Genomic DNA, 22,956 nt, shown 5'->3' with positions numbered 1-22,956 from the left:
AGGTCGTACCGGTTGACGTGGTCGAGGGCAGTGGCGGGTGGGTCTGCCGCCGAGCCGGGCGACTATCTCGCTCCGGCGCACGGTCACAGCGCGAGCCGCCCAGGGACCGGCCCCGTGTGCATTGTTCTCTCGCCGGTCCATCCCCGGCCGAAAATCCACGTCTCCCGACCTTCGGACCCACACCATCACGCCGGACAGCCGTGGTCCGACATGCTCGCCCAGCGAGACCGGAAGGAAGGTGGCGTGCCGACCTGCACAGCCCGCCGCCGGACCGGGGCTGCGATGGCCAGGGCTGTTCAGGTCGCCGACTTGGTGGCCGTGGTGGAACCTCGATCGCCGGGCACGAGCCGCTGTTCGTGCGCGGTGATGCCGACGTCGGGCCCGCTGTTGGTACCGTCACGCGGGTGTCCGCAGATTCCTCTGGTGCGCGTCCGAGGCGGACGCTGGTGCTCGGCGGGGCGCGGTCGGGCAAGTCCGCGTATGCCGAGAGGCTGGCGGAGGAGTCGGGCGCGGTCCGCTACGTGGCGACGTCGGTGCCCGATCCCGCCGATCTCGACTTCGCCGAGCGCATCGCGCGGCATCGGGAGCGCAGGCCCGCGACGTGGTCGGTGGTCGAAAGTGCCGACGCGGCGGCCGTTCTCGCCGACGCGACGCCCGGCGCGACGCTCGTCGACGATATCGGCACTTGGCTCACGGCCCGCATCGACGCCCTCGGGGCGTGGGAAGCCCCGCGCGGCACCGTCGCGCCCGACGCCGACGCACTCGTCGCCGCCGTCGCGGCGTACGCGCACCGCCTGATCCTGGTGAGTCCGGAGGTGGGGATGGGCGTCGTCCCCGCGACGCGCTCGGGCCGGCTGTTCCGCGACGAGATCGGCATGCTCAACCAGCGTTTGGCCGCCGCGTGCGACGAGGTGGTGCTGGTGGTCGCGGGACTTCCCCTGCGCCTGAAGTGATCCGCACCCGACACGGACGGGTGGGTGCGCCCCGCCGCGGACCGGCCGGGCAAGATTGGGCGCGGTGTTGCTCGCGGCGGACCGGCCGCGCCCCGCGGAGGGCGCCGCCCCCGCCCGACCGGAGAGGCTCGACAGTGACAGACGGATTCGGACCGGTTGCCGCCCCCGACGCGCAGATCCGCGCGGCCGCCGAACAGCGGCAGGCGCAGCTGACGAAGCCCGCCGGGGCGCTGGGACGGCTGGAGGAGCTGGGCAACTGGGTCGCCGCCTGCCAGGGTGTGTGCCCGCCCGCGCAGTTCCGCCGCGCCCGGGTGGTGGTGTTCGCGGGCGATCACGGCGTGGCCGCACACGGCGTCTCGGCGTATCCGAGCGAGGTGACCGCGCAGATGGTCGCCAACTTCCTGAGCGGCGGCGCGGCGGTGAACGCCCTGGCCGCGCTGGCCGGCGCGACGGTGCGAGTGGCCGATATCGCGGTCGACGCCGACACCGATCCGTCGATCTCCGCGCACAAGGTGCGCCGTTCCAGCGGCGCCATCGACCGCGAGGACGCCCTGTCCGACGACGAGGTCGCCACCGCGCTGGCCGCCGGGCGAGCCATCGCCGACGAGGAGATCGACGGCGGCGCGGATCTGCTGATCGCGGGCGATATGGGCATCGGCAACACCACGCCGGCCACCGTCCTGATCGCCTCGCTCACCGACACCGAACCGGTGGTCGCCGTGGGGCGCGGCACCGGCATCGACGATGCGGGCTGGTGCCGCAAGGTCGCGGCCGTGCGCGACGCCATGCGCCGGGCCCGCCCGGTGCTGAAGGATCCGGTCGATCTGCTGCGCGTCGCGGGTGGCGCCGACCTGGCCGCGATGGCCGGCTTCCTCGCCCAGGCGGCGGCGCGGCGGACGCCGGTGATCCTGGACGGCCTCGTCGTCACCGCCGCCGCGCTCGTCGCGGAGGACCTGGCGGCCGGTGCGAAGGCGTGGTGGCTGGCCGGGCACCGTTCCACCGAACCGTCCCACAACCTCGCCCTGAAGCAGTTGCGCCTGGAACCGCTGGTGGACCTGGAGATGCGCCTCGGCGAAGGGTCCGGCGCCCTCACCGCCCTGCCCATCCTCCGGGCCGCCGTCGCGGCACTGGCCGAGATGGCGACCTTCGGCGAAGCGGGGGTCAGCACCAAGGACGCCGAACCGGCCGCGCCGAATTTGCGGAAATGAATTCCACGGCCGGCGCCCCGCTCGAATGCGGTTCGCGGTGAACGGGTTACGCCTCGCGTTCTCCTGGCTGACCGTCCTTCCGGTGCGCGGGCCGGACGACGTGGACCGCCCCGCCGCCGCCCGTGCCATCGCCTTCGCCCCGGTGGTCGGCCTCGTGCTCGGCGCGGCGGCCACCGGGCTGCTGTGGGTGCTGGCGGGGGCCGGGGCGAGCGCTCCCCTGGCCGGGCTGCTCACCGTGGCCGCGCTGGCGCTGATCACACGCGGCATGCACCTGGACGGCCTCTCCGACACCATGGACGGCCTCGGCAGCTACGGTCCGCCGGAACGCGCCAGGGAGATCATGAAGGGCGGTGGCGCGGGACCGTTCGGTGTCGCCGCGATCGTGATCGCCGTTGGCGTCCAAGCGTTCTCGTTCGCCGCGCTGGCCTCTGAGGGGCGCTGGTTCGCGGTCGCGCTGGCGATCACGGCGGGCCGCGTCGTGGTGGTGCCCGCCTGTCTGCGCGGCACGGCCGCGGCTCCGGGCTCCGGATTCGGAACGCTGGTGGCGGGCACCCAGTCACCCCTGACCGCATCCCTGTGGATGCTGGCCGCGCTCCTGGCGGCGATCTTCGCGGTCCCCGACCGACCGTGGCTCGGCCCGGCAACGGTTGTTCTGGCCGTCGCCCTCACGGCGATCCTGGTGCGGCATACGGTAAGCCGGTTCGGCGGCCTCTCCGGCGACGTCCTCGGCGCCACCCTCGAAATCACCGTCGCCGCAACCGCCTTCGGCTTCTCCCTGGGCGGCCACTAGTACCGGCTTCGCACAGCAGACGGTTCAGCATCGACTTCCGCCTTCCGCACACGCGCGCCCCGATGCACGCGGGTGGTCACCCCACCCAGCACCGCGGCCACGGCGCACACGGCGGCCGCCGAAATCCACACGGCCGTGTACGAACCGTCCACTTCCCGGATCAATCCGCCGGTGAGCGCCATCGCGCCCGCGCCGATCTGGTGGAACACGCTGACGAAGCCGAAGGTGAGCGCGCTGTCCTCGGCGAAGTAGTGGCGGCACAGCGCGAGCGTCGGCGGCACGGTCGCGACGTCGAGGATCCCGAACACGACGGCGAACGCGACCAGATCGGGGGCGAGCCCGCTGCCGAACAGGAACGGCAGCGCCGCGAGCGCCACACCCCGCCCGAGGAAGAACACCGCGAGCAGCACCCGCGGCTCCACCCGATCGGTCAACCACCCCGCACCGACGGTGCCGAGGATATTGGCGACACCGATGACGGCGAGCAAGCTGGATGCGGCCGTCGCCCCCATCCCGTGATCGTGCGCGGCCGGCGTGAAGTGACTCCACATCAGCCCATTGGTGGTCGCCCCGCACAGCGCGAACATCACGGCGAGAATCCAGAACCGACGGTCCCGCAGGCTTTTCCCGAACGCCCGCACCGTCCGCGCGAACGGATCGGCGTCGCACTCCACTGCCGCACACGCACCGGAGCTCCGAACCACACCTCTCGCATCCACCCCATACGGATCCACCCCGATCGAATCCGGACTGTCCCGCAAGAACATTCGCACCACGATCAACGCCACCACGGCGAGCCCACCGCACACCAGCACCGGTCCGCGCCACTCGCCGTGTGCCAGTACCAAAGACAGCAGCGGGAGCAGGGCGAACTGCCCGAAGACGCTCGCCGCCGTGAGCAATCCGGTCGCGGTGCCGATCTTGCCGCGGAACCAGCGATTCGCGACCGTCGCGCCGAAAACCATGGTGAGCGAACCGGTTCCGACGCCGACCAGCAGTCCCCACCAGAGCACGAACCAGTACACCGAGGGCATCAGCATCGCCAGCGACAGCGAACTCACGACGAGCAGACCCAGTGCGTAGGAGGTGATCCGGCGCACCCCGTAGCGATCCATCAGCGCCGCGGTGAACGGCGCGACCACCCCGTACAGCACCATGTTGACAGCCACGCCGATCCCGATTCCGGTCCGCGTCCACCCGCGCGACTCGACGAGCGGCTCGGTGATCAGCCCGGCGAGGGTGGTGAACGACCCCGCCGCGACCAGCACGAGCGCCGCGACCCCCACCATCGTCCACGCCGGATGAACGCGCCGCCCGACACCGGCCTGGGTCTTGCTCCCGGAAATACTCACGTGCCTCCCTTCGAGTGCGCGGTGCGCACCTCGCCGACATATCCGGTCTAGCATCAAAGGAGCAGAATCGTGAGTATGCACAATTTCGTCCATATGGATGAGATGGATACTTACCCGCCACGAAGGAGGTGCCCGCGATGACGGTCGAGGACGAGGGCGTGCGCGGCCCGGTACGGCGCGCGATCGCGGTGTGCCCCGTGGAAGTGAGCATCGCGGTCCTGGGCGGGGCATGGAAGATGACCGTCGTCAAACACCTCCTGGACGGACCGCTGCGCTACGGGGAGCTGCGCCGCCGCGTCGGTGACGTCACCCCGCGCGTGCTCACCCGCCAACTGCGCGAACTCGAACAGGACGGCATCGTGTCCCGCCGCACCTTCGCGCAGGTGCCACCCCGCGTGGAGTACTCGCTCACCGCCACCGGCGAGGGACTGCGCGACTTCGTCGACGGACTGAATTCCTGGGGCGCCGCCTACATCGCCGGGCTCGAGGCCGAGGGGGCACACCCACGCCACCACGACATAGTGTTGTAGATCACAAATGCCTCATTCACCGGAATTCGCCGCGCCATTTCCGCACGCCACCGCCTGCGCCGACATATCCGGCCATCGCGGATATGAGCTTCGTCTCTTCGCGGCGCCGCTAATTCTCCGGGCACGGTTCGCCCGGACGAGCACCCGGCCCCGGACCGAAATTCGCGCAGCACCGGACCGGTCCACCACCCCGCGCGCGGGCCCACCACCCCGGAAACCCCCATTGACGTCGGAAAACGACTGGCGGACAACCATATTCGCAAACATCGCCCGCCCGCCGCGGCCCGGCAGAAATACCGGAACCACCGGTATCACCAATCTCGGCCCCGCCGACTGGGCTCCCGGACACCGCTCGCTACCTGTTTGCACAGACCCCGCGGAATATTTCGCACACCGGCGCGCAAACCGTCTGGGTCGGGCTCTACTGTGTGCGTATGTCTTCCGAACGCCTCTATTTTCGTCAGCTGTTGTCCGGACGGGACTACGCGGCCGGTGATCCGATCGCGACACAGATGCGGAATTTCGCGTACCTGATCGGCGATCGGGAGACGGGCGAATGCGTCGTGGTGGACCCGGCCTACGCGGCGGGCGATCTGGCCGACCTCGCCGAGGCCGACGGCCTGCGTCTCACCGGCGTGCTCGCCACCCACCACCACCCCGACCACGTCGGCGGCTCCATGCTCGGCTTCACCCTGCGCGGCGTGCGCGAACTCCTCGAGAAGACCAGCGTCCCCGTGCACGTGAACAAGCAGGAGCTGGACTGGGTCGCCAACGTCACCGGCATCGCGCCGAGCGAGCTGACCGGTCACGAGCACGGCGACAAGATCACGGTCGGCGCGTTCGAGATCGAACTACTACACACGCCCGGCCACACGCCGGGCAGCCAGTGCTTCCTGTTCGACAACCGCCTCATCGCGGGCGACACGCTGTTCGTGGACGGCTGCGGCCGCACCGATTTCCCGGGCGGCGATTCCGACGAGATGTTCCGCAGCCTGCGGTATCTGGCGGGCCTGTCGGGCGACCCGGTGGTGTACCCGGGCCACTGGTACTCGCAGGAACCCAGCGCGGCACTCTCGCACATCCGCGACAACAACTACGTCATGCGCCCGCAGACGCTGGAGCAGTGGCAGATGCTCATGCCCGGCTAGACGAGGCGAAGGCCCGCGCGGACGCTCCGCGCGGGCCATACCCCACCGCTCACATCCCGCGCATCCACCCGTGGATATCGGCGAACGTCCCGCGCTGGATGCCGGTCAACGTGTCCCGCAGCGCCATCGTCACCTCGCCCGGCTCCCCGCCGCCGATGGTGAACTCGCCCTCGGCCGAGCGCACCCAGCCGACGGGCGTGATCACGGCGGCCGTCCCGCACGCGAAAACCTCGGTGATCTCGCCGGATTCGGCGCCCTTGCGCCATTCCTCGACCGTGATCTTGCGCTCCTCCACGGGGTAGCCCGAATCGGCGGCCAGGGTGAGCAGCGAGTCGCGGGTGATGCCGGGCAGCAGCGAGCCGGACAGCTCCGGCGTCACCAAGCGGGCCTCCGAACCGGACCCGAACACGAAGAAGAGGTTATTGGTGCCCATCTCCTCGACGTAGCGGCGGTCGCAGGCGTCCAGCCACACCACCTGGTCGCAGCCCTTCTCGGTGGCCTGCGCCTGCGCGAGCAGCGAGGCGGCGTAGTTGCCCGCCACCTTCGCCTCGCCGGTGCCGCCGGGCGCGGCCCGCACGTACTCGGTGGACAGCCACACCCGCACCGGCTTCACACCGCGCGGGAAGTACGCGCCCGCGGGCGAGCCGAGCAGCAGGTACTTGTAGGACTCGGCGGGCTTCACGCCGAGCCCGGCCTCGGTGGCGAACATGAAGGGCCGCAGGTACAGCGACTCCTCACCGCCCGCGGCGGGCACCCAGCGCTCATCGACCTCGAGCAGCTGGCGCACCGACTCGATGAACAGTTCCTCGGGCAGCTCGGCCATCGCCATGCGGGCGGCGGAGCGGCGGAAGCGGGCGGCATTGGCGTCGATCCGGAAACAGGAGACGCTGCCGTCGGCCTGGCGGTAGGCCTTCAAGCCCTCGAAGATGGCCTGGCCGTAGTGGAACACCATGGTGGCCGGGTCCATCGGCAGCGGTCCGTACGGCTCGACGCGCGCGTTGGACCAGCCCTGGCCCTCGGTGTAGTCGATCGAGACCATGTGGTCGGTGAAGTACCGGCCGAATCCGGGTGCCGCCAAGATCTCCTGTACCCGCTGCGCCGGGACGGGCGCTGGATGGGGAACATGGACGAACTGTGCGGCGGCGGTCATGCGCTAGATCCTATCGGCCCCGGCCGGTCACGCCGTGCGGGCCCGGACGAACGGCGGCTTGACGACCTCGCAGCGCAGGCGGCGCCCGCGCACGTCGACCTCCACCTCGGTCCCCGGTTCCAGATCCGCGCCGGTGTCGAGCAGCGCGAGCGCGATGCCGATCTTGAGCGTCGGGGAGAACGTGCCGGAGGTGGTCTCGCCGACCGGTTCGCCGTCGCGCAGCACGGTCTGGCCCTGCCGCAGCACGCCGCGGTCGAGGGCGCGCAGGCCGAGCAGCGCGCGGCGCGGGCCGGCCACCTTCTCCGCCGTCAGCGCCTCGCGGCCCCAGAACTCGGGCTTCTTCCAGCCGACGGCCCAGCCGGCCCGCGCCTGCACCGGCGAAATGTCCAGGGACAGTTCGTGACCGTGCAGCGGGTAACCCATCTCGGTGCGCAAGGTGTCGCGCGCGCCGAGCCCGGCCGGCTGGCCGTCGGCCGCGCGCACCTGCTCCAGCAGCGCGCGGAACAGCGGGGTGGCGTCGGCCCAGCGCGGCAGCAGTTCGTAGCCGTGTTCGCCCGTGTAGCCCGTGCGGCAGACGCGGACGGGACGGCCGTCCCACTCCGCGTCGGCGTAGGCCATGTACTCCATCTCGGTGGGCAGGCCGAGCGCCGCGAGCACCTCGGCCGAGCGCGGGCCCTGCACGGCGAACACGGCGTAGTCGCGGTGCTCGTCGGTGACCGTGATCCCGTCGGGCGCGGTCTTCGACAGTTCGGCGACGACGGCGGCGGTGTTGGCCGCGTTCGGGACGAGGAAGATCTCGTCCTCGGACACGTAGTAGGCGATCAGGTCGTCGATCACGCCGCCCTCGGGCGTACAGCACAGCGTGTACTGCGCCTTGCCGGGACGGATGCGGTTCAGGTCGTTGGTCAGCGCCGCGTTCACGAACGCCGCCGCGCCGGGACCGCGCACCGTCGCCTTGCCGAGGTGGCTCACGTCGAACAGCCCCACGGCCGTGCGCACCGCCTGGTGCTCACCGACCGTCCCCGCGTACGAGACCGGCATCTCCCATCCGCCGAACGGCGCGAAGGTCGCGCCGAGCTCGACGTGGACGTCATGGATGGGGCCCTGCAGCAGGTTCGTATCGGTCACGCTGCGAAGCTTAGCCCCGCGTCGGGCCGCACGCCGTCAGCCGCGGAACCACATCGGGATGAGCGTCGGGCCGTCCTCGGGCAGGGTGTGGGTAACGCCGGTGCGGGCGAAGCCGTTGCGCGCGTAGAGCCGCGCCGACCGTTCGGTGCTCGCCTCCAGGAACGCCGTCTCCGACGCGTCGGAGTACGCCTTCAGCCGGTCGGCCACGATGGCGCCGCCCGCGCCCTTGCCGCGATGTTCGGGCAGCGTGACGATCGCCTGCAGGTAGCGGTGCGGGAACTCGCGCGGATGGTGCTCGGCCAGCAGCGATGTGACGTAGACGAGTTTGCGCAGCGGCCCCACATCCGGTCCGGCGGCGGCCATCTCGCGCGCCTCGGCCGCCTCGGCCAGCACCCGCTCCTCGGAGGTGACGTGCTGCCACAGCGACACGGCCCAGATCCGGTCCTCCTCCCCCGCGACCCACACCTCGTCGTCGCGCAGCGCCCGCTCCACCACGCGCGGGACGTAGTCCGCGCGGTATCCCGCCGCGATAGCGGGATGGCCCGCCATCACCCACGCCGCCACCGCCTCGTCGGCGCCGGCCGTCGCGAACGCGTCGGCCACCGCGTCCAGTTCCTCGATACCCGCCTTGCGCACCGTGATCGGCATGTCTTCTCCTCCCGAAGTGAACGATGTCCTCACCGGCCAATCTATGGATCACTCAGCGACGCAGCCATCATTTCGTCACACTTGTTCGTGTGTCGAAAACATCGCCGTGCCAGCACTGCGGCGGCGCCGTCGCACAGCCCGAGCGTGGGCGCCGCCGCCGCTACTGCTCGCGCTCCTGCCAGGCCCGCGCCTATCGCGCCCGCCGCGACCACCGCGCCCCGCAACCGCGCAGGCGCCCGTCGCGCCTGACCGCCGTCGGAATCACGCGCACGGCAGTGGAACTCGCCGACCGCGACGGTCTCGACGGCCTCACCATGCGCCGCCTCGCCGGGGAGCTGGGCGTCGCGACCGCCGCCCTCTACCGGCACTTCCCCGACCGGGAGGCCCTGCTCGGGGCGATGACCGAACTCGTCATCGCCGAAGCGCCCGAACCGCGGGCCGACCCGGCCGACTGGCGCGCGGCGATCACCGCCGAGGCCGAGGCCGAATGGCAGCTCTACCTCCATCACCCCTGGCTGCTGCCGGTGCTGGCCAGGGCGCAACCGCCGCTGGGGCCCGCATTGTTCGACACGTTGGAGCGCTCGTTCGCCGCCCTCGACGGCTTGGGCCTGTCCCACGAGGAGACCCTCACCGTCTACCTGACCTGCTCCGGCCTGGTGCAGGGACTCGCGCTGCTGTGGAGTTCCGAACGCGCGGAGCGGCTTTCCGGCGCGGAGGTCTACCGCCGGACCACGACCCGCGCCGAGGTCGCCGAACTGCTCGATCCGGCACTTCGACCCGCCCTGCACAAAATCTTCACCGCCGACCCGCCCGGCCCGGAACTCGACTTCGACGCCCTGTTGCGCCGCGGGGTGGGCCTGCTGCTGGACGGCGTCGCGCTGCACCACTCGAAGCCGACCGCTTAGCCTGTGCTGATGACCGCTGTTGCAGATCGCTCACTCGGACCGGAATTGGCGCGCACCGTAACTCTCGGGCCGGACACCGACGTGCTGGTGATCGGATTGACCTCCTCCGAGAACGGTCCGTCGATTGCGCCCGACGACCTGTTCGGCGACGTGCTCACCGCCGAGGTGCGCGCGGAACTGCTCGACCAGCTGGGCGCCGTCGGCGCCAAGGGCAAGGCCGAGGAACTCACCCGGGTGCCCGCGCCCGCGCTGCTCGACGGCGTCACCAGCGTGCTCGCCGTCGGTCTCGGCGCGCCCGACAAGGTCGACGCCGAACAGATCCGCCGCAGCGCCGGCGTCGCCGCGCGCTCGCTCAGCGGCACCGAGGTCGTCGCCACCACGCTGGGCGGCCTGGATCTCGGCGCCGCCGCGGAGGGCTTCTACCTCGGCGCGTACACGTTCACCCCGTTCCGTTCCCAGAAGTCCGCGCCCAAGCCCGACGAGCAGCCCGTCACGCGGGTCGAATTCCTGGTGCCCGAACCGGATTTCGGCGAGGAGGCGCTGCAGCGCGCCCAACTCGTCGCCGAAGCCGTCGCCACCGCGCGCGATTTCGTGAACACCCCGCCCAGCCACCTGTTCCCCGCCGAGTTCGCCGCGCGCGCCCAGGTGCTCGCCGAGGGCGCGGGCCTCGAGGTCGAGGTGCTCGACGAGAAGGCGCTGGAGGCCGGCGGTTACGGCGGCGTGCTCGGCGTGGGCAAGGGCTCCTCGCGTCCGCCGCGCCTGGTGCGGATCAGCTATCCCGGCGGCGAGAAGAAGGTCGCGCTGGTCGGCAAGGGCGTCACCTTCGACACCGGCGGCATCTCCATCAAGCCCGCGCAGAACATGGAGAACATGACCTCCGACATGGCGGGCGCGGCGGCGGTCGTGGCCACCGTGCTGCTCGCCGCGCGCCTCGGCGTTTCCGTCACCGTGACGGCGACCGTCCCGATGGCGGAGAACATGCCCTCGGCCACCGCGCAGCGCCCCGGCGACGTGCTCACCCAGTACGGCGGCACCACCGTCGAGGTGATCAACACCGACGCCGAGGGCCGCCTGATCCTGGCCGACGCCATCGTGCGCGCGGGCGAGGACGCGCCCGACTACCTGATCGATGTCGCCACCCTCACCGGCGCGCAGATGGTCGCGCTCGGCACCCGGACCCCCGGCGTGCTCGGCACCGACGATTTCCGCGACCGGGTGGCCCGCATCTCCCGCGAGGTGGGCGAGAACGGCTGGGCCATGCCGTTCCCGGCCGAACTGCGCGCCGACCTCAACTCCAAGATCGCCGACCTGGCCAACGTCACGCCGCACCGCTGGGGCGGCATGCTCTCGGCCGGGCTGTTCCTCGAGGAGTTCGTGCCCGAGGGTGTGCAGTGGGCGCACCTGGACGTGGCCGGGCCCGCGTACAACACCGGCGGACCGTTCGGCTACATCGGCAAGGGCGGCACCGGTGTGCCGGTGCGCACGCTGATCGCCGTGATCGAGGACATCGCCGCGGAATGAATGATCCGGTGGCGTCGCTCCCGGCCGCGGGGCGACGCTACCGGTACTCCGCGCGCTACCGGTCCTTCGCGCGCTACCGGCCTTTCCGGCGCTACAGGTCCTTCAGCTCGTCTTCGAACGCGCGCTGGCGCTCTATACGCTTGCGCGCGTCGTAGTCGCGCATCCGTTGCGGGTAGCCGGTCTTGGCGACGTCGTACACCGGGATGCCGAGATCGCCCGCGAGCCGCCGCGCGCCGCGCTCGCCGACGATGCGGCGCGTCCATTCGCCGTCGGCCGCCACCAGCACCACGGTCACGTCGGTGATCGTGGTCTTCGGCTCTATGTAACCCTCCACGCCGATGTGGGTGCGCACCCACTCCGCGAGATACCGGGCGTCCTCGTTGCCCGAGGTGGCACGGCGTGTCGCACCGCCACCACCGCGGCCGGCGCCGCGGAAACGATCGAGCAGGCCCATCGGCGCCGACCTCCCTTTCCTCCCGGATTTCCGCTCACATCCGGTCCCTCCATGGTGCCAGCTTCCCGGTCGAACGCCGCGATGTTGCCGACAGAACACTGCCCTGTGCTACACGCCACGCGATCGAGTGCAAGGATGGACCGCGGTACAAGAACCGCACCGATCTCCGGTGCCGCGCGGAATTGTCCGGTGGCTTCCGGGTTCTCACCGCGACCAGTGGTGAGCGGCCCGCCGCGAGATCAACTGTTGTAGAACCCGTCGAGCAGTCAGAGGAGTCAACGGACATGGCCTTCTCCGTCCAGATGCCGGCTCTTGGTGAGAGCGTCACCGAGGGAACGGTGACCAGGTGGCTGAAGCAGGAAGGAGACACGGTCGAGGTCGACGAGCCGCTGCTCGAGGTCTCCACCGACAAGGTCGACACCGAGATCCCGTCCCCCGCGGCGGGCGTGCTGTCGAAGATCGTCGCCCAGGAAGACGATGTGGTCGAGATCGGCGGTGAGCTCGGCGTCATCAGCGAGGCCGGCGAAGCGCCCGCCGCCGCACCGGCTCCCGCTCCCGAAGCCGCCCCCGCCCCCGCGCAGGAAGCACCGGCCCCCGAGCCCGCCCCGGCCCCCGCCGCGCAGGCGCCCGAGCCCGAGCCCGCACCGGCCGCCGCCTCGGGTCCCGCCGAGGGCACCCCGGTGAAGATGCCCGAGCTGGGCGAGTCGGTCACCGAGGGCACCGTGACCCGGTGGCTGAAGTCGGTCGGCGACGACGTCGCGGTCGACGAGCCGCTGCTCGAGGTCTCCACCGACAAGGTCGACACCGAGATCCCCTCGCCCGTCGCCGGCACGCTGCTGGAGATCACCGCGCAGGAGGACGACGTCGTCGCGGTCGGTGGTCAGCTGGGTGTGATCGGCAGTGGCTCGCCGGCCGCCGCCGCGCCTGCTCCGGCACCCGCGCCCGCTCCGGCGCCTGCGCCCGCCCCTGCACCTGCTCCTGCTCCGGCCCCCGCGGCCGCCGCCCCTGCACCGGCGCCAGCACCTGCTCCGGCTCCTGCACCGGCACCCGCGCCTGCTCCGACACCGGCTCCCGCTCCTGCACCCGCCGCCGCGGCTCCGGCCCAGTCGTCGTCCGGCAACGGCGCGACCCCGTACGTCACCCCCTTGGTCCGCAAGCTGGCCGAGGAGAACGGCGTCGACCTGTCCACCCTCACCGGTTCCGGTGTCGGCGGACGCATCCGCAAGCAGGATGTGCTCGCCGCCGCCGAGGCCAAGAAGGCGCCCGCCCCGGCTCCGGCCCCCGCCGCCGCCCCGGCCGCGGCCGCGCCCGCCGCCAAGGCTCCGGCCGCACCGAGCCCGCGTCTGGCGCACCTGCGCGGCACCACGCAGAAGGCCAGCCGCATCCGGCAGATCACGGCCACCAAGACCCGCGAATCGCTGCAGACCACCGCGCAGCTGACCCAGGTCCACGAGGCCGACGTCACCAAGATCGCGGCGCTGCGGGCGCAGGCCAAGGCGGCCTTCTCCGAGCGCGAGGGCGTCAACCTGACGTTCCTGCCGTTCTTCGCCAAGGCGGTCGTCGAGGCGCTGGGTGTGCACCCCAATATCAACGCCTCCTACGACGAGGGCACCAAGGAGATCACCTACCACGCCTCGGTGCACCTCGGCATCGCCGTCGACACCGAGCAGGGCCTGCTCTCGCCGATCATCCACAACGCCAGCGACCTGTCGCTGGCCGGGCTGGCGCGCGCGATCGCCGATATCGCCAACCGCGCGCGCAACGGTGGCCTGAAGCCGGACGAGCTGTCGGGCGGCACCTTCACCATCACCAATATCGGCAGCCAGGGCGCGCTGTTCGACACCCCGATCCTGGTCCCGCCGCAGGCGGCCATGCTCGGCACCGGCGCGATCGTCAAGCGCCCGGTGGTGGTGACCGACGAGACCGGTGGCGAGTCCATCGGCGTGCGGTCGATGACCTACCTGCCGCTCACCTACGATCACCGCCTGATCGACGGCGCCGACGCCGGTCGCTTCCTGACCACCATCCGGCACCGGCTCGAGGAGGCGGCGTTCGAGGCCGATCTGGGCCTGTAACGACTGGGGAGGGTTCGTACCCGTATGAAGGTCGTGATCGCCGGTTCGTCCGGGCTGATCGGGACGGCGCTCGTCGCGGCCCTGCGCCGCGACGGGCACGAGGTGGCCCGTCTGGTGCGCCGTCCCGCCGCCGCCCCCGACGAGTTCGTCTGGGACCCCTCGCGCGCCGAACTCGACGCCAAGGCGTTGCGCGGCGCGGACGCGGTGGTCAACCTGTGCGGGGCCGGACTGGGCAGACGCCGCTGGAACGGCAGCTACAAACAGGAGCTGCGCGACAGCCGCATCACCCCGACCGACGTGCTCGCCGGGAAGGTGGCCGCCGCGGGCGTGCCGGTGCTGGTCAACGCCAGCGGCGTGCACTACTACGGCGGCGCCACCGGCGACCGCGTGGTGGACGAATCCTCGCCCGCCGGAACGGGTTTCCTGGCCACGCTGTGCAGGGACTGGGAAGCCGCGACCGAGCCCGCCGCCGCCGCGGGGGTGCGCACGGTGCTGTTGCGCAGCGCCGTCGTGCTCTCCCGCCACGGCGGGATGCTCGGCATGCTGCAACCGCTGTACTCGCTGGGCCTGGGCGGGCGGCTGGGCAGCGGACGCCAGTACACACCGTGGATCTCCATGGACGACGAGATCGGCGCCATCACCCGCGCCCTCACCGACGACGCGCTGAGCGGCCCCGTCAACGCGGTCGGTCCCGCGCCCGTCACCAACGCCGAATTCAACCGCGCCCTCGGGCGGGCGGTGCGGCGTCCCACGCCACTGGTGGTGCCCGCGTTCGCGCTGCGCGCGGCGATGGGTGAGTTCGCCGAGGAAGCGATCCTGCGCGGGCCGCGCGCCATCCCGACCGCGCTCGAGGAGGCGGGGTACGAGTTTCGTCATCCGACGATCGGGGCGGCGCTGGCGGCCGCGGTCGGCGCCGACGACGATCACCGCTGAGCGGTCCGTTCGACCCCGGGTGAGCAGGCTCGCATTGCGGGTGGGCGGCCCGGCGCGCCATGATCGGGCTGGAGAATTCGCCTGTCCCGTGCCCGGCACAACCCGGTGCCCCGTGCACGCAGCACCGGACCCGTGCACGCATCACCGGAACGGACCGATCGGTTCGAACCGCTCCCGGCCCACCACCCACCGACGGAGATCCTGTGACCACGCTCGAAACCCGCCCCACCGCCGTGATCCGGGACGCGCGGGAGTCCGATCTCCCCGCGATCCTCGCGATCCACAACGCGAACATCGCCACCTCCACGGCGATCTGGGACGTCGAGCAGGTCGGCCTCGAGGAGCGCGCGGCCTGGTGGCGCGACCGCACCGCCGCGGACATGCCGGTGCTGGTCGCCGCGATCGACGGCGAGGTCGCGGGCTACGCCAGCTACGGGCAGTGGCGGCCCAAGGTCGGCTACCGCCACACGGTCGAGAACTCCGTCTACATCGACGACCGCTTCCAGCGCCGCGGCCTGGCCAAGGCCCTGCTCACCGAGTTGATCGACCGCGCGCGCACCTCCGGCCGCGTCCACGCCATGGTCGCCGCCATCGAATCCGGCAACACGGCCTCCATCGCCCTGCACGAACGCTTCGGCTTCGTGATCGTCGGGCAACTCCCCGAGGTCGGCCGCAAGTTCGACCGCTGGATGGACCTCACCCTCATGCAGCTGACCCTGCCGATGGACCCCGAGGCGGTCTAGAGGGGCAGTTCGCGACACCGGCTTGCTCGTCACCCCGTGAACAACGCGGTGCTCCGAAGCGAACAGTCCGCCGCGCGAGTTGCGAATCCGCCCCGGCGTCACCAACGATCGGCTCCATGAGGTTGCGCCGCGTACTCGTCACCACCCTCGCCGCCCTGGTCGTCTCGGCCTGCTGGGCGGCCCCGGCCCCCGCCGCCCCACCGGCCGGCGACCTGTCCGCCCTCTGGACCACCCCGGCGAAACCCTCGTCGGAGTTCGATTTCCTCCTCGCCTTCAGTTTCGGCAACCGCATCCCCGAGGGTGTCGACCCACAGCGCACGGTCGGCGCACCGGGCCCGGTGAACGAAGCGCTCGCCGCCGCCGTCGTCGCCACCAGGAACGGCCGTGACATCCCCGTCTACGCGCAGACCGAGATCGCCGAAGTGCTGCGCGGCGAGTACGCCCTCCCCGACGTCGTCTCCATCGACCCCGACCGCGCCGACGACGGCACCCTCGTCTACCTGTCCACCGACGGCGTCGCAGCCCGCGCCGCCGAACTCCGTGGCGACACCGACGGGATCGCGGGTGTCATCGCCTTCCACGATCACCTGTGGCGCGCCGTCCACACCACCCGGACGCGCGGGCTCACCGCGTTCGCCCCCGAGGACGTGCCCATGCCCACCGAGTACGACCCGCTGTCCGGCCAGCCCTGGACCACCAGCCGGGAGCGCTACCTGCCCACCGACTACGCGGGCCGCATCCCGTTGCTGCCGGGCCTGCTCGGCCGCTGACGCGCACGCCCGGGCCCGGTGACGGGCACCGTCACCCGGGCGTAACGTCAAGGGCGTGAAAGACACGCGCGCCCGCCTGTCCGCCCGGTTCGACACCACCCCGGTCGAGATCGAGGACCTCGGACTGATCGACTACCACGCCGCCTGGGAGATCCAGCGTTCCATCGCCGCCGACCGCGCCGAGGGCCGCGGCGCCGACCGCCTGCTGCTGCTCGAGCACCCGTCGGTCTACACCGCGGGCCGCCGCACCGAGGCCGAGGATCTGCCGATCGACGGCAGCCCGGTGGTGCAGGTCGATCGCGGCGGCAAGATCACCTGGCACGGTCCGGGCCAGCTCGTCGGGTACCCGATCGTCCGGCTGGCCGAGCCCGTCGACGTGGTGCAGTACGTGCGCCGCCTCGAGGAGGCGCTGATCGCCGTCTGCACCGGGCTCGGCCTGGCATGCGGACGCGTCGAGGGCCGCTCCGGCGTGTGGCTGCCCGCGGCGGGCCTGTTCGCCGAGCGCAAGATCGCGGCCATCGGCGTGCGCGTGCAGCGCGGGGTCGCCCTGCACGGCATCTCGCTGAATTGCAACTCCGCCATGGACGGTTTCCAGGCCATCGTCCCCTGCGGCATCCGCGACGCGGGCGTCACCACCCTCACCCGCGAACTCGGCCGCGAGGTCACGGTCGCGGAGGTGAAGCCCCTGGTCGCCGACGCGATCATCCGCGCACTCGACGGCGACCTCCCGGTCACCGACCACACCCTCGCGCAGGCGCCCGGAGCCGCGGCGGCCTCGGGGACGTGAGCCCGGCGGACCGCACTGTGACCGCCCTCTCACCCGTGCGCCCGGCACCTCGGCACCGTCGGCCGGGCACGGCGTAAGGTCGAGACGTGACCTCAGTCGACACCCCGACATCGCACACCACGCCCGCCGCGGGATCCGCGCCGGCACAACCGGAATCCGCCGTCGCGCTGCCGGTTCCCACGGTCCCGCCGAAGTCCGGCGACCGCGCGGCGAACGGGCGCAAGCTCCTGCGCATCGAGGCGCGCAACGCGCAGACCCCGATCGAGCGCAAACCCAAGTGGATCCGCACCCGTGCCACCATGGGCCCCGAGTACACCGAGCTCAAGGGTTTGGTGAAGCGCGAGGGCCTGCACACGGTGTGCGAGGAGGCGGGCTGCCCCAACATCTTCGAGTGCTGGGAAGACCGCGAGGCCACCTTCCTCATCGGCGGCGAGCAGTGCACCCGCCGCTGCGATTTCTGCCAGATCGACACCGGCAAGCCCGCCGCCCTGGACCGCGACGAGCCCCGCCGCGTGGCCGAGAGCGTCCAGGCCATGGGCCTGCGCTACTCCACCATCACCGGCGTCGCCCGCGACGACCTGGACGACGGCGGCGCCTGGCTCTACGCCGAGACCGTGCGCGCCATCAAGCGCCTCAACCCCGGCACCGGCGTCGAGCTGCTCATCCCCGACTTCAACGCCGACCCTGATCAGCTCGCCGAGGTCTTCTCCTCGCGCCCCGAGGTGCTGGCGCACAATCTGGAGACGGTGCCGCGCATCTTCAAGCGCATCCGTCCCGCGTTCCGCTACGAGCGCTCCCTCGCCGTCCTCACCGCCGCCCGCGAAGCCGGCCTGGTCACCAAGTCCAACCTCATCCTCGGCATGGGCGAGACCCCCGAGGAAGTCACCCAGGCCATGCGCGACCTGCACGAGGCCGGCTGCGACATCCTCACCATCACCCAGTACCTGCGCCCCTCCCCCCGCCACCACCCCGTCGACCGCTGGGTGAAGCCGGAGGAGTTCGTCGCCCACTCCAAGACCGCCGAGGAGATCGGCTTCGCCGGCGTCATGGCGGGTCCCCTGGTCCGCTCCTCCTACCGCGCGGGCCGCCTCTACGCGCAGGCGATGGCCCACCACGGCCGGGAGATCGCCCCCGCCATGACCCATCTCGCCGAGGAAGGCACCGCGTCGCAGGAGGCCTCGTCGGTGCTGGCCCGCTTCGGCAGCTGACGCGGTTCATCGCTGACCCCCTCCGGGCCCGGCGCCCGGAGGGGTGTTCCCAGCGCTGGAGCGCGACCACAGGAGCGCCGTGAGGATCGTTCCGCCGGTCGCACCGGGGCCGAACGCCGGTCGCGGTCCCGCGTCAGCACCATCCTGCGGTCCGACAAGAAGCCGGGCGCGGGGACGAAACGCCCACGATCCAGCGTCTCGGCGGTGATCCGGTGGGCGCGGTTGATGGCGGGGCGCTGGGTGCACTCCAGGACGTTGGTCTTCATCCCGCTGATGACGGCCACGTCGACGCTGGCCAGCGAGTGCTTCTCCGTGCGCAATCTCCGCACGCCGGAAAGGAATTCACGCGCCTCGGCCCCCATCGCGCGGGCCGCCCGCACGGTGGAGTCGAAGCGGCGGAGGTCGGCGTACACGTCCGCGGGCTGACGGCGGCCGATGCGCGCGATCAGCTTCGAGATCCGCCGGGTCCGCTCACCTGCCGACCCGTTCCGCGACGGCGACCGTCACCCCGCGCGACCTATCGGACGCCGATCGACGCCCCGGGGCGGCAAACCACCCGCCCACTCAGGCGTCGGCGTGAATCCTCCCGATCAGATCGTTCAGCTCCGCGCGCCGATGCCGCAGATCGTCGAGTTGCCCATCCAGCGCGGACAATTCGGCCCGCAGCGTCGGTTCCATGCACGGCTCCACATCGTCGTCCCCGCCGCACACGCAGGCGAGCACGTCGTTGATCACCCGCACGGGCAGTCCGGCCGCGAGCAGCCGGCGGATCCGCGCCACGTCGCGCACCGCGGACTCCGGGTAGTCGCGGTAGCCGTTGGCGGAGCGGTCCGGGGTGATCAGCCCGCGTTCCTCGTAGTAGCGCAGCAGCCGCTGACTGGTTCCCGTCGCCGCCGCGAGCTCACCGATCCGCACAAGGTCCTCCTTCGTCCGTCCGGTCACAACCACCGAACCGCGCCCACCATTCCGCCTTGACCTTCACACCGTGTGAACGTGGACGGTGGTCCCATGCGAACCGATTACGCCTTCGACACCGACTTCCACGTCCACCGCATCGGCCTCGGCACCATGCGCATGGCCGACCGCCCCGACCAGCGCCACGGCATGACCGCCCCGATCTGGCACCCGCCCACCGACCGCGCCGACCTGATCGACTTCCTGCGCGCCGCCGCCGACGCCGGCGTGAACCACTTCGACACCGCCGACGCCTACGCCCTGGGTGCGGGCGAAGAACTCCTCGCCGAAGCCCTCGCACCGTTCCGTACCGAGGTCACCATCGCCACGAAGATCGGCAATACCCGCCCCTCCCCCGCCGAGTGGGTGCCGCTGGGCCGTCCCGAATTCCTGCGCCAGCAACTGGAATCGAGCCTGCGCCGCCTCCGCACCGACCGCCTCGACCTGCTCTACCTGCACCGCGTCGACCCCACGGTCCCCCTCGCCGATCAACTCGGCGTCCTCGAAAACGCCCGGCGCGAAGGCAAAGTCCGCGCGATCGGCATCTCCGGCGTCGACGCCGCCCAACTCGCCGAGGCCCGAAACATCGCCCCCATCACCGCCGTCCAGAACAACTACTCCCTCGGCGACCGCACCCACGACGACATCGTCGCCCTCACCCGCGCCGCGGGCATCGCCTTCGTCGCCTTCTTCCCCCTCACCCTCGGCCCCGCCGCCACCGACCCCCGCGCCACGAAAATCGCCGCCGCCCACAGCATTTCCCCCACCCGCCTCGCCCTCGCCTGGCTCCTGCACAAGGGCGACCACCTCCTCCCCATCCCCGGCACCACCAACCTCACCCACCTGAAGGACAACCTCGCCGCACTCGACGTGCACCTCTCGGAGGACGAACTCGCCACCCTCGACAGCATTTCGGGGTAGTGCGCCGTTTCGTCGTGGGTGCCGTGCGCGACGGCACGCACGACTCGTCCCACGACGGGTAGCTACCAACCATCGATCGCTCGAGCAGCTCCACCTGGGCACGCGATGGAACTCTTGGTCGGCACCTCCTCGAGCTTTTCGCCGTCCCGAAACCGGCCGGCAGAAGCCGCTGGGCGAGATGAGCACGCCAGCACAAGCCTCACTCCGCCGACCACCGACGACACACCGTCCGACCTGATTCCCTGGCGAACGTGTGCCCGACTGCTGGCGGAACCCAGCTCCACTCACCCCACCCCCGGAATCTTCCGAACCCACGTACGGTTGAAACCAGGCAGACGACCGGTGGCGCACCACCGCGCGGGTCCGAGACGAAGGAGGCGGCGTGACCGACACGAAGAAGGCGATCCTGGCCGGGGGCTGCTTCTGGGGCATGCAGGACCTGATCCGCAAACAGCCCGGCGTCCTCGCCACCCGCGTCGGCTACACGGGCGGCGTCAACGACCACCCCACCTACCGCAACCACCCCGGTCACGCGGAGGCCGTCGAGATCATCTACGACCCCGCGCAGACCGACTACCGCGCCCTGCTGGAGTTCTTCTTCCAGATCCACGATCCCACCACCAAGGACCGCCAGGGCAACGACATCGGCACCAGCTACCGCTCGGAGATCTTCTACCTCGACGACGACCAGAAGCGCGTCGCCCTCGACACCATCGCCGACGTCGACGCCTCCGGCCTCTGGCCCGGCAAGGTCGTCACCGAAGTGAGCCCGGCCCCGGAATTCTGGGAAGCCGAACCGGAGCACCAGGACTACCTCCTCCGCTACCCCGACGGCTACACCTGCCACTTCCCCCGCCCGGGCTGGAAGCTCCCCACCAGGCAGACCTCGGGGCAGTAGTCCATTCGACGGCGGGACGCGCCATCGACTCCCCGCCACGTTCGCCGATCGGCCCGCCCTCACGTCCAACCGCAGACGTAGCGGCTCGGCCGGGGTCCGTCGGGCGCCCGACGATCGCGGTCGGCGTACTGCCTCACGCCACAGCTCATCGGAGCGCCCGTTCGCGCGGTCGGCCCCCATCGTCGCCACACGCGCAGCGTCGCGGCGCCCTCCGCGGTGTACCGACGGTGCACCCATGGCAAACTACCTGCGATCTCGAATCCGAGGGAACCGACCGGACCGCCCGTGCGTCTGAAACTGATGAGAGCGGGTTCGAACGACGCGGGGCCCGGTAGCGCAAGCGAGGTGGGCACGTGGCAGAGGAACTGAAGGTCGAACCGGACCGGTTGGATACGTTCGCGACCAAACTGAAGGAGCTGGCGAGCGACCACACCCAGGCGACCCCCTACGCCCAGAAGTGGCTGAACGTGGACGATGCGGGCGGCGTGTTCCTCACCGGCGTCGCCGACACGCTGCGTGACATCCTGAGCGACCTGGAGTCCAACTTCAAGACTCTCGCGTCGGTCACCGAGAGCTCGGCCGCGGAACTCGTCAAGGCCGCACAGATGTATCGCACCACCGACGCCGCGCGGGCGGCCGCACTCGACAAGACCTACGTCGAGGAGGGCGAATGACCGTCAACCCGCCGATCTCCGCCCTGACCGAGCCCCAGCCGAGCGATCCGATCCCGGATCTGGTCGAGCTGGTCATCAACGGCAATATCGTCTCGCCCAGCTACTGGATCAACTACGTCCTGGTCAACACGATCGGCGTCGACCCGCTGAGCTACACGACCAACAAGATCGCCGGCGACTGGCAGGCCCTCCAGAAGGCAGGGACAGCGCTGGACAACATGGCCGAATACCTGCGCGACTACGCCCGCACGATCTCGACCGAGAACACCACGGTGCACAACACGTGGAAAGGCAACGCCGCCGACGCCGCCGACGACTATTTCGATGAGCTGACCAAGGCGCTGAACACCCAGGCGGGCGCTCTGCGCGATATCAGCATCACGGTCGAGGAGTATTCCCTCGCGTCCTACTACATGGCGCAATACATCTGCGGTAAGACCCAAGACATCTACGACCTCGCGATCATTCTCGCGATCAAACAGGCGGCGGCCTGGGCGATGGCGAGCACGGGTGTCGGTGCCGTCGGTTCGGTGTTCACCACCGCCTCGGCGGTCTACGAGGTCGCGCAGATCATCAAGACGTGGGGCGAAGTGCTCGGCCAGTTCACCACGTGGGTGTTCCGGGCGGAGGCGGCCATCGGCGTGATCCTCGGCGCCGTGGCGACCGTCAGTTCCACCGACATCCCCTCCCTCGGTGGGGAAACCTATGACCACCAGGGGGTTTCGTGAACGATCCCGAACCGATGCTGGACGTCGCCCGCGGTGACGCCGCCGTGTCCAGACAGGTCGGCGAGGCACTGCGGATCATCGCCCACCACTCGCGGGACGAGGACTTGAAGCGGCAGATCCGGGAGATCCTGGCGGGCAACGGAAGCGTCCGCGACCTGGCGCGCACCGACCCGTTCAACCGCATCCTCGACGGCGTCCTACCCACCGCGATGCAAGAACTCGCCGAACTGTCGGAGGACGAGCGCGAACGGCTGGCCGAAGAGGGTCGCGCCGAACTCGAGCGATACCGGGACACCACCGCACCACCGCCGGCGCCGGAGGCGGACCAGCCACCCGCCGAGCCCGCACCGCAGGATCCGGTGCTGCCCGGGACCCGCAAGCCGAATCGGGACCAGATCGTCACTCCCGACGTCCCCGACTCCGACGACGACTACTTCAGCGAGCGCCGGCAGCGTGGCTGGCTCCAGTAGGCGTGCCG

At 71.1% G+C, this 22,956-nt stretch carries 25 protein-coding genes; 19 read left to right on the top strand and 6 right to left on the bottom strand.

From position 1 onward, the window contains the following. Window positions 1-404 precede the first annotated feature (404 nt). From cobU to OHB21_RS23545, 3 genes are all read left to right on the top strand, one after another. Window positions 405-953: a bifunctional adenosylcobinamide kinase/adenosylcobinamide-phosphate guanylyltransferase gene (gene cobU / locus OHB21_RS23555; RefSeq protein WP_324192116.1), complete on the top strand. Its 549-nt coding sequence runs from the start codon at window positions 405-407 to the stop codon at window positions 951-953. Between the two features lie 134 nt (window positions 954-1,087). Further along, window positions 1,088-2,161, top strand: coding sequence for a nicotinate-nucleotide--dimethylbenzimidazole phosphoribosyltransferase (gene cobT, locus OHB21_RS23550; RefSeq protein WP_067511129.1), 1,074 nt, complete (start codon window positions 1,088-1,090; stop codon window positions 2,159-2,161). Between the two features lie 37 nt (window positions 2,162-2,198). Further along, window positions 2,199-2,951: an adenosylcobinamide-GDP ribazoletransferase gene (locus OHB21_RS23545; protein WP_195126026.1), complete on the top strand. Its 753-nt coding sequence runs from the start codon at window positions 2,199-2,201 to the stop codon at window positions 2,949-2,951. On the opposite strand, the gene OHB21_RS23540 is transcribed toward OHB21_RS23545, so the two are convergent. Continuing rightward, window positions 2,948-4,303 (bottom strand): MFS transporter, encoded by a 1,356-nt coding sequence (locus OHB21_RS23540; protein WP_232331813.1) that lies wholly within the window; start codon window positions 4,301-4,303, stop codon window positions 2,948-2,950. The genes OHB21_RS23545 and OHB21_RS23540 overlap by 4 nt on opposite strands. 137 nt (window positions 4,304-4,440) lie before the next feature. On the opposite strand from OHB21_RS23540, the gene OHB21_RS23535 reads away from it, so the two are divergent. Together OHB21_RS23535 and OHB21_RS23530 are read left to right on the top strand one after the other, a co-directional pair. Next, window positions 4,441-4,833, top strand: coding sequence for a winged helix-turn-helix transcriptional regulator (locus OHB21_RS23535; protein WP_067511131.1), 393 nt, complete (start codon window positions 4,441-4,443; stop codon window positions 4,831-4,833). A gap of 434 nt (window positions 4,834-5,267) precedes the next feature. After that, on the top strand, window positions 5,268-5,981 hold the full coding sequence (locus tag OHB21_RS23530; protein WP_067511132.1) for an MBL fold metallo-hydrolase: 714 nt from the start codon (window positions 5,268-5,270) through the stop codon (window positions 5,979-5,981). A gap of 49 nt (window positions 5,982-6,030) precedes the next feature. On the opposite strand, the gene OHB21_RS23525 is transcribed toward OHB21_RS23530, so the two are convergent. From OHB21_RS23525 to OHB21_RS23515, 3 genes are read right to left on the bottom strand one after another with little or no spacing between them, the layout of a single operon-like run. Next, window positions 6,031-7,131 carry a branched-chain amino acid aminotransferase gene (locus OHB21_RS23525; RefSeq protein ID WP_067511133.1) on the bottom strand — a complete coding sequence of 367 codons (1,101 nt, stop codon included), beginning with the start codon at window positions 7,129-7,131 and terminating at the stop codon, window positions 6,031-6,033. Window positions 7,132-7,158: 27 nt separating this feature from the next. Beyond that, complete coding sequence (gcvT, locus tag OHB21_RS23520) at window positions 7,159-8,259, bottom strand: glycine cleavage system aminomethyltransferase GcvT (protein WP_067511134.1); 1,101 nt, start codon at window positions 8,257-8,259, stop codon at window positions 7,159-7,161. Window positions 8,260-8,295: 36 nt separating this feature from the next. Beyond that, on the bottom strand, window positions 8,296-8,907 hold the full coding sequence (locus OHB21_RS23515; RefSeq protein ID WP_195126027.1) for a GNAT family N-acetyltransferase: 612 nt from the start codon (window positions 8,905-8,907) through the stop codon (window positions 8,296-8,298). A gap of 89 nt (window positions 8,908-8,996) precedes the next feature. Between OHB21_RS23515 and OHB21_RS23510 the strand changes: the two genes are divergently transcribed. Further along, window positions 8,997-9,812, top strand: coding sequence for a TetR/AcrR family transcriptional regulator (locus OHB21_RS23510; protein ID WP_324192117.1), 816 nt, complete (start codon window positions 8,997-8,999; stop codon window positions 9,810-9,812). Between the two features lie 9 nt (window positions 9,813-9,821). Further along, entirely contained in the window at window positions 9,822-11,333 is a 1,512-nt protein-coding gene (locus tag OHB21_RS23505) for a leucyl aminopeptidase (RefSeq protein ID WP_067511150.1), read from the top strand. Between the two features lie 91 nt (window positions 11,334-11,424). Here the strand turns inward: OHB21_RS23505 and OHB21_RS23500 are convergent, their stop codons facing one another. Next, entirely contained in the window at window positions 11,425-11,787 is a 363-nt protein-coding gene (locus tag OHB21_RS23500) for an oxidoreductase (protein ID WP_067511137.1), read from the bottom strand. Between the two features lie 284 nt (window positions 11,788-12,071). Here OHB21_RS23500 and sucB point away from each other — a divergent pair, with 284 nt between their 5' ends. From sucB to OHB21_RS23465, 7 genes are all read left to right on the top strand, one after another. After that, a complete protein-coding gene (gene sucB / locus OHB21_RS23495; protein WP_113975169.1) occupies window positions 12,072-13,862 on the top strand; it encodes a 2-oxoglutarate dehydrogenase, E2 component, dihydrolipoamide succinyltransferase in 1,791 nt (596 codons plus the stop codon). A gap of 24 nt (window positions 13,863-13,886) precedes the next feature. Further along, window positions 13,887-14,795: a TIGR01777 family oxidoreductase gene (locus tag OHB21_RS23490; RefSeq protein ID WP_067511300.1), complete on the top strand. Its 909-nt coding sequence runs from the start codon at window positions 13,887-13,889 to the stop codon at window positions 14,793-14,795. Window positions 14,796-14,998: 203 nt separating this feature from the next. Further along, window positions 14,999-15,538, top strand: a complete 540-nt coding sequence (locus tag OHB21_RS23485) for a GNAT family N-acetyltransferase (RefSeq protein ID WP_324192119.1) — start codon at window positions 14,999-15,001, stop codon at window positions 15,536-15,538. Between the two features lie 116 nt (window positions 15,539-15,654). Then, window positions 15,655-16,308 (top strand): hypothetical protein, encoded by a 654-nt coding sequence (locus OHB21_RS23480; protein WP_195126030.1) that lies wholly within the window; start codon window positions 15,655-15,657, stop codon window positions 16,306-16,308. 55 nt (window positions 16,309-16,363) lie between these two features. After that, on the top strand, window positions 16,364-17,095 hold the full coding sequence (lipB, locus tag OHB21_RS23475; protein WP_067511302.1) for a lipoyl(octanoyl) transferase LipB: 732 nt from the start codon (window positions 16,364-16,366) through the stop codon (window positions 17,093-17,095). A gap of 167 nt (window positions 17,096-17,262) precedes the next feature. Then, window positions 17,263-18,303, top strand: a complete 1,041-nt coding sequence (lipA, locus tag OHB21_RS23470; RefSeq protein WP_067511361.1) for a lipoyl synthase — start codon at window positions 17,263-17,265, stop codon at window positions 18,301-18,303. A gap of 204 nt (window positions 18,304-18,507) precedes the next feature. Beyond that, window positions 18,508-18,729: a hypothetical protein gene (locus OHB21_RS23465; RefSeq protein ID WP_067511303.1), complete on the top strand. Its 222-nt coding sequence runs from the start codon at window positions 18,508-18,510 to the stop codon at window positions 18,727-18,729. 138 nt (window positions 18,730-18,867) lie between these two features. Here the strand turns inward: OHB21_RS23465 and OHB21_RS23460 are convergent, their stop codons facing one another. Next, complete coding sequence (locus tag OHB21_RS23460) at window positions 18,868-19,218, bottom strand: MerR family transcriptional regulator (RefSeq protein WP_067511304.1); 351 nt, start codon at window positions 19,216-19,218, stop codon at window positions 18,868-18,870. A gap of 93 nt (window positions 19,219-19,311) precedes the next feature. Between OHB21_RS23460 and OHB21_RS23455 the strand changes: the two genes are divergently transcribed. The 5 genes from OHB21_RS23455 (at window position 19,312) to OHB21_RS23435 (ending at window position 22,948) form a co-directional block, all read left to right on the top strand. Next, window positions 19,312-20,178 (top strand): aldo/keto reductase, encoded by an 867-nt coding sequence (locus OHB21_RS23455; RefSeq protein ID WP_195126032.1) that lies wholly within the window; start codon window positions 19,312-19,314, stop codon window positions 20,176-20,178. A 382-nt stretch (window positions 20,179-20,560) separates the two neighbouring features. After that, window positions 20,561-21,076 carry a peptide-methionine (S)-S-oxide reductase MsrA gene (gene msrA, locus OHB21_RS23450; protein ID WP_067511305.1) on the top strand — a complete coding sequence of 172 codons (516 nt, stop codon included), beginning with the start codon at window positions 20,561-20,563 and terminating at the stop codon, window positions 21,074-21,076. 353 nt (window positions 21,077-21,429) lie between these two features. Then, the gene (locus OHB21_RS23445) at window positions 21,430-21,750 is read left to right on the top strand and encodes a type VII secretion target (protein WP_067511306.1); all 321 of its coding nucleotides are present in this window, start codon (window positions 21,430-21,432) and stop codon (window positions 21,748-21,750) included. Then, window positions 21,747-22,478: a WXG100 family type VII secretion target gene (locus OHB21_RS23440; RefSeq protein ID WP_195126033.1), complete on the top strand. Its 732-nt coding sequence runs from the start codon at window positions 21,747-21,749 to the stop codon at window positions 22,476-22,478. The genes OHB21_RS23445 and OHB21_RS23440 overlap by 4 nt, the downstream gene beginning before the upstream one ends. Next, entirely contained in the window at window positions 22,475-22,948 is a 474-nt protein-coding gene (locus OHB21_RS23435; protein ID WP_067511308.1) for a hypothetical protein, read from the top strand. Before OHB21_RS23440 ends, OHB21_RS23435 begins: the two co-directional genes overlap by 4 nt. Window positions 22,949-22,956 lie beyond the last annotated feature (8 nt).

The sequence above is a fragment of the Nocardia puris genome (assembly GCF_036051655.1).
Lineage (GTDB): Bacteria > Actinomycetota > Actinomycetes > Mycobacteriales > Mycobacteriaceae > Nocardia > Nocardia puris.
This window is presented reverse-complemented; position numbering and strand designations above follow the sequence as displayed.

What these genes read in the sequence shown, in the direction of transcription:
- OHB21_RS23455 (WP_195126032.1), top strand. Translation starts at nt 19,312, where the DNA reads ATGCGAACCGATTACGCCTTCGACACCGACTTCCACGTCCACCGCATC.
- OHB21_RS23535 (WP_067511131.1), top strand. Translation starts at nt 4,441, where the DNA reads ATGACGGTCGAGGACGAGGGCGTGCGCGGCCCGGTACGGCGCGCGATC.
- OHB21_RS23490 (WP_067511300.1), top strand. Translation starts at nt 13,887, where the DNA reads ATGAAGGTCGTGATCGCCGGTTCGTCCGGGCTGATCGGGACGGCGCTC.
- OHB21_RS23505 (WP_067511150.1), top strand. Translation starts at nt 9,822, where the DNA reads ATGACCGCTGTTGCAGATCGCTCACTCGGACCGGAATTGGCGCGCACC.
- OHB21_RS23500 (WP_067511137.1), bottom strand. Translation starts at nt 11,787, where the DNA reads ATGGGCCTGCTCGATCGTTTCCGCGGCGCCGGCCGCGGTGGTGGCGGT.
- OHB21_RS23530 (WP_067511132.1), top strand. Translation starts at nt 5,268, where the DNA reads ATGTCTTCCGAACGCCTCTATTTTCGTCAGCTGTTGTCCGGACGGGAC.
- sucB (WP_113975169.1), top strand. Translation starts at nt 12,072, where the DNA reads ATGGCCTTCTCCGTCCAGATGCCGGCTCTTGGTGAGAGCGTCACCGAG.
- OHB21_RS23480 (WP_195126030.1), top strand. Translation starts at nt 15,655, where the DNA reads ATGAGGTTGCGCCGCGTACTCGTCACCACCCTCGCCGCCCTGGTCGTC.
- OHB21_RS23525 (WP_067511133.1), bottom strand. Translation starts at nt 7,131, where the DNA reads ATGACCGCCGCCGCACAGTTCGTCCATGTTCCCCATCCAGCGCCCGTC.
- OHB21_RS23440 (WP_195126033.1), top strand. Translation starts at nt 21,747, where the DNA reads ATGACCGTCAACCCGCCGATCTCCGCCCTGACCGAGCCCCAGCCGAGC.
- OHB21_RS23515 (WP_195126027.1), bottom strand. Translation starts at nt 8,907, where the DNA reads ATGCCGATCACGGTGCGCAAGGCGGGTATCGAGGAACTGGACGCGGTG.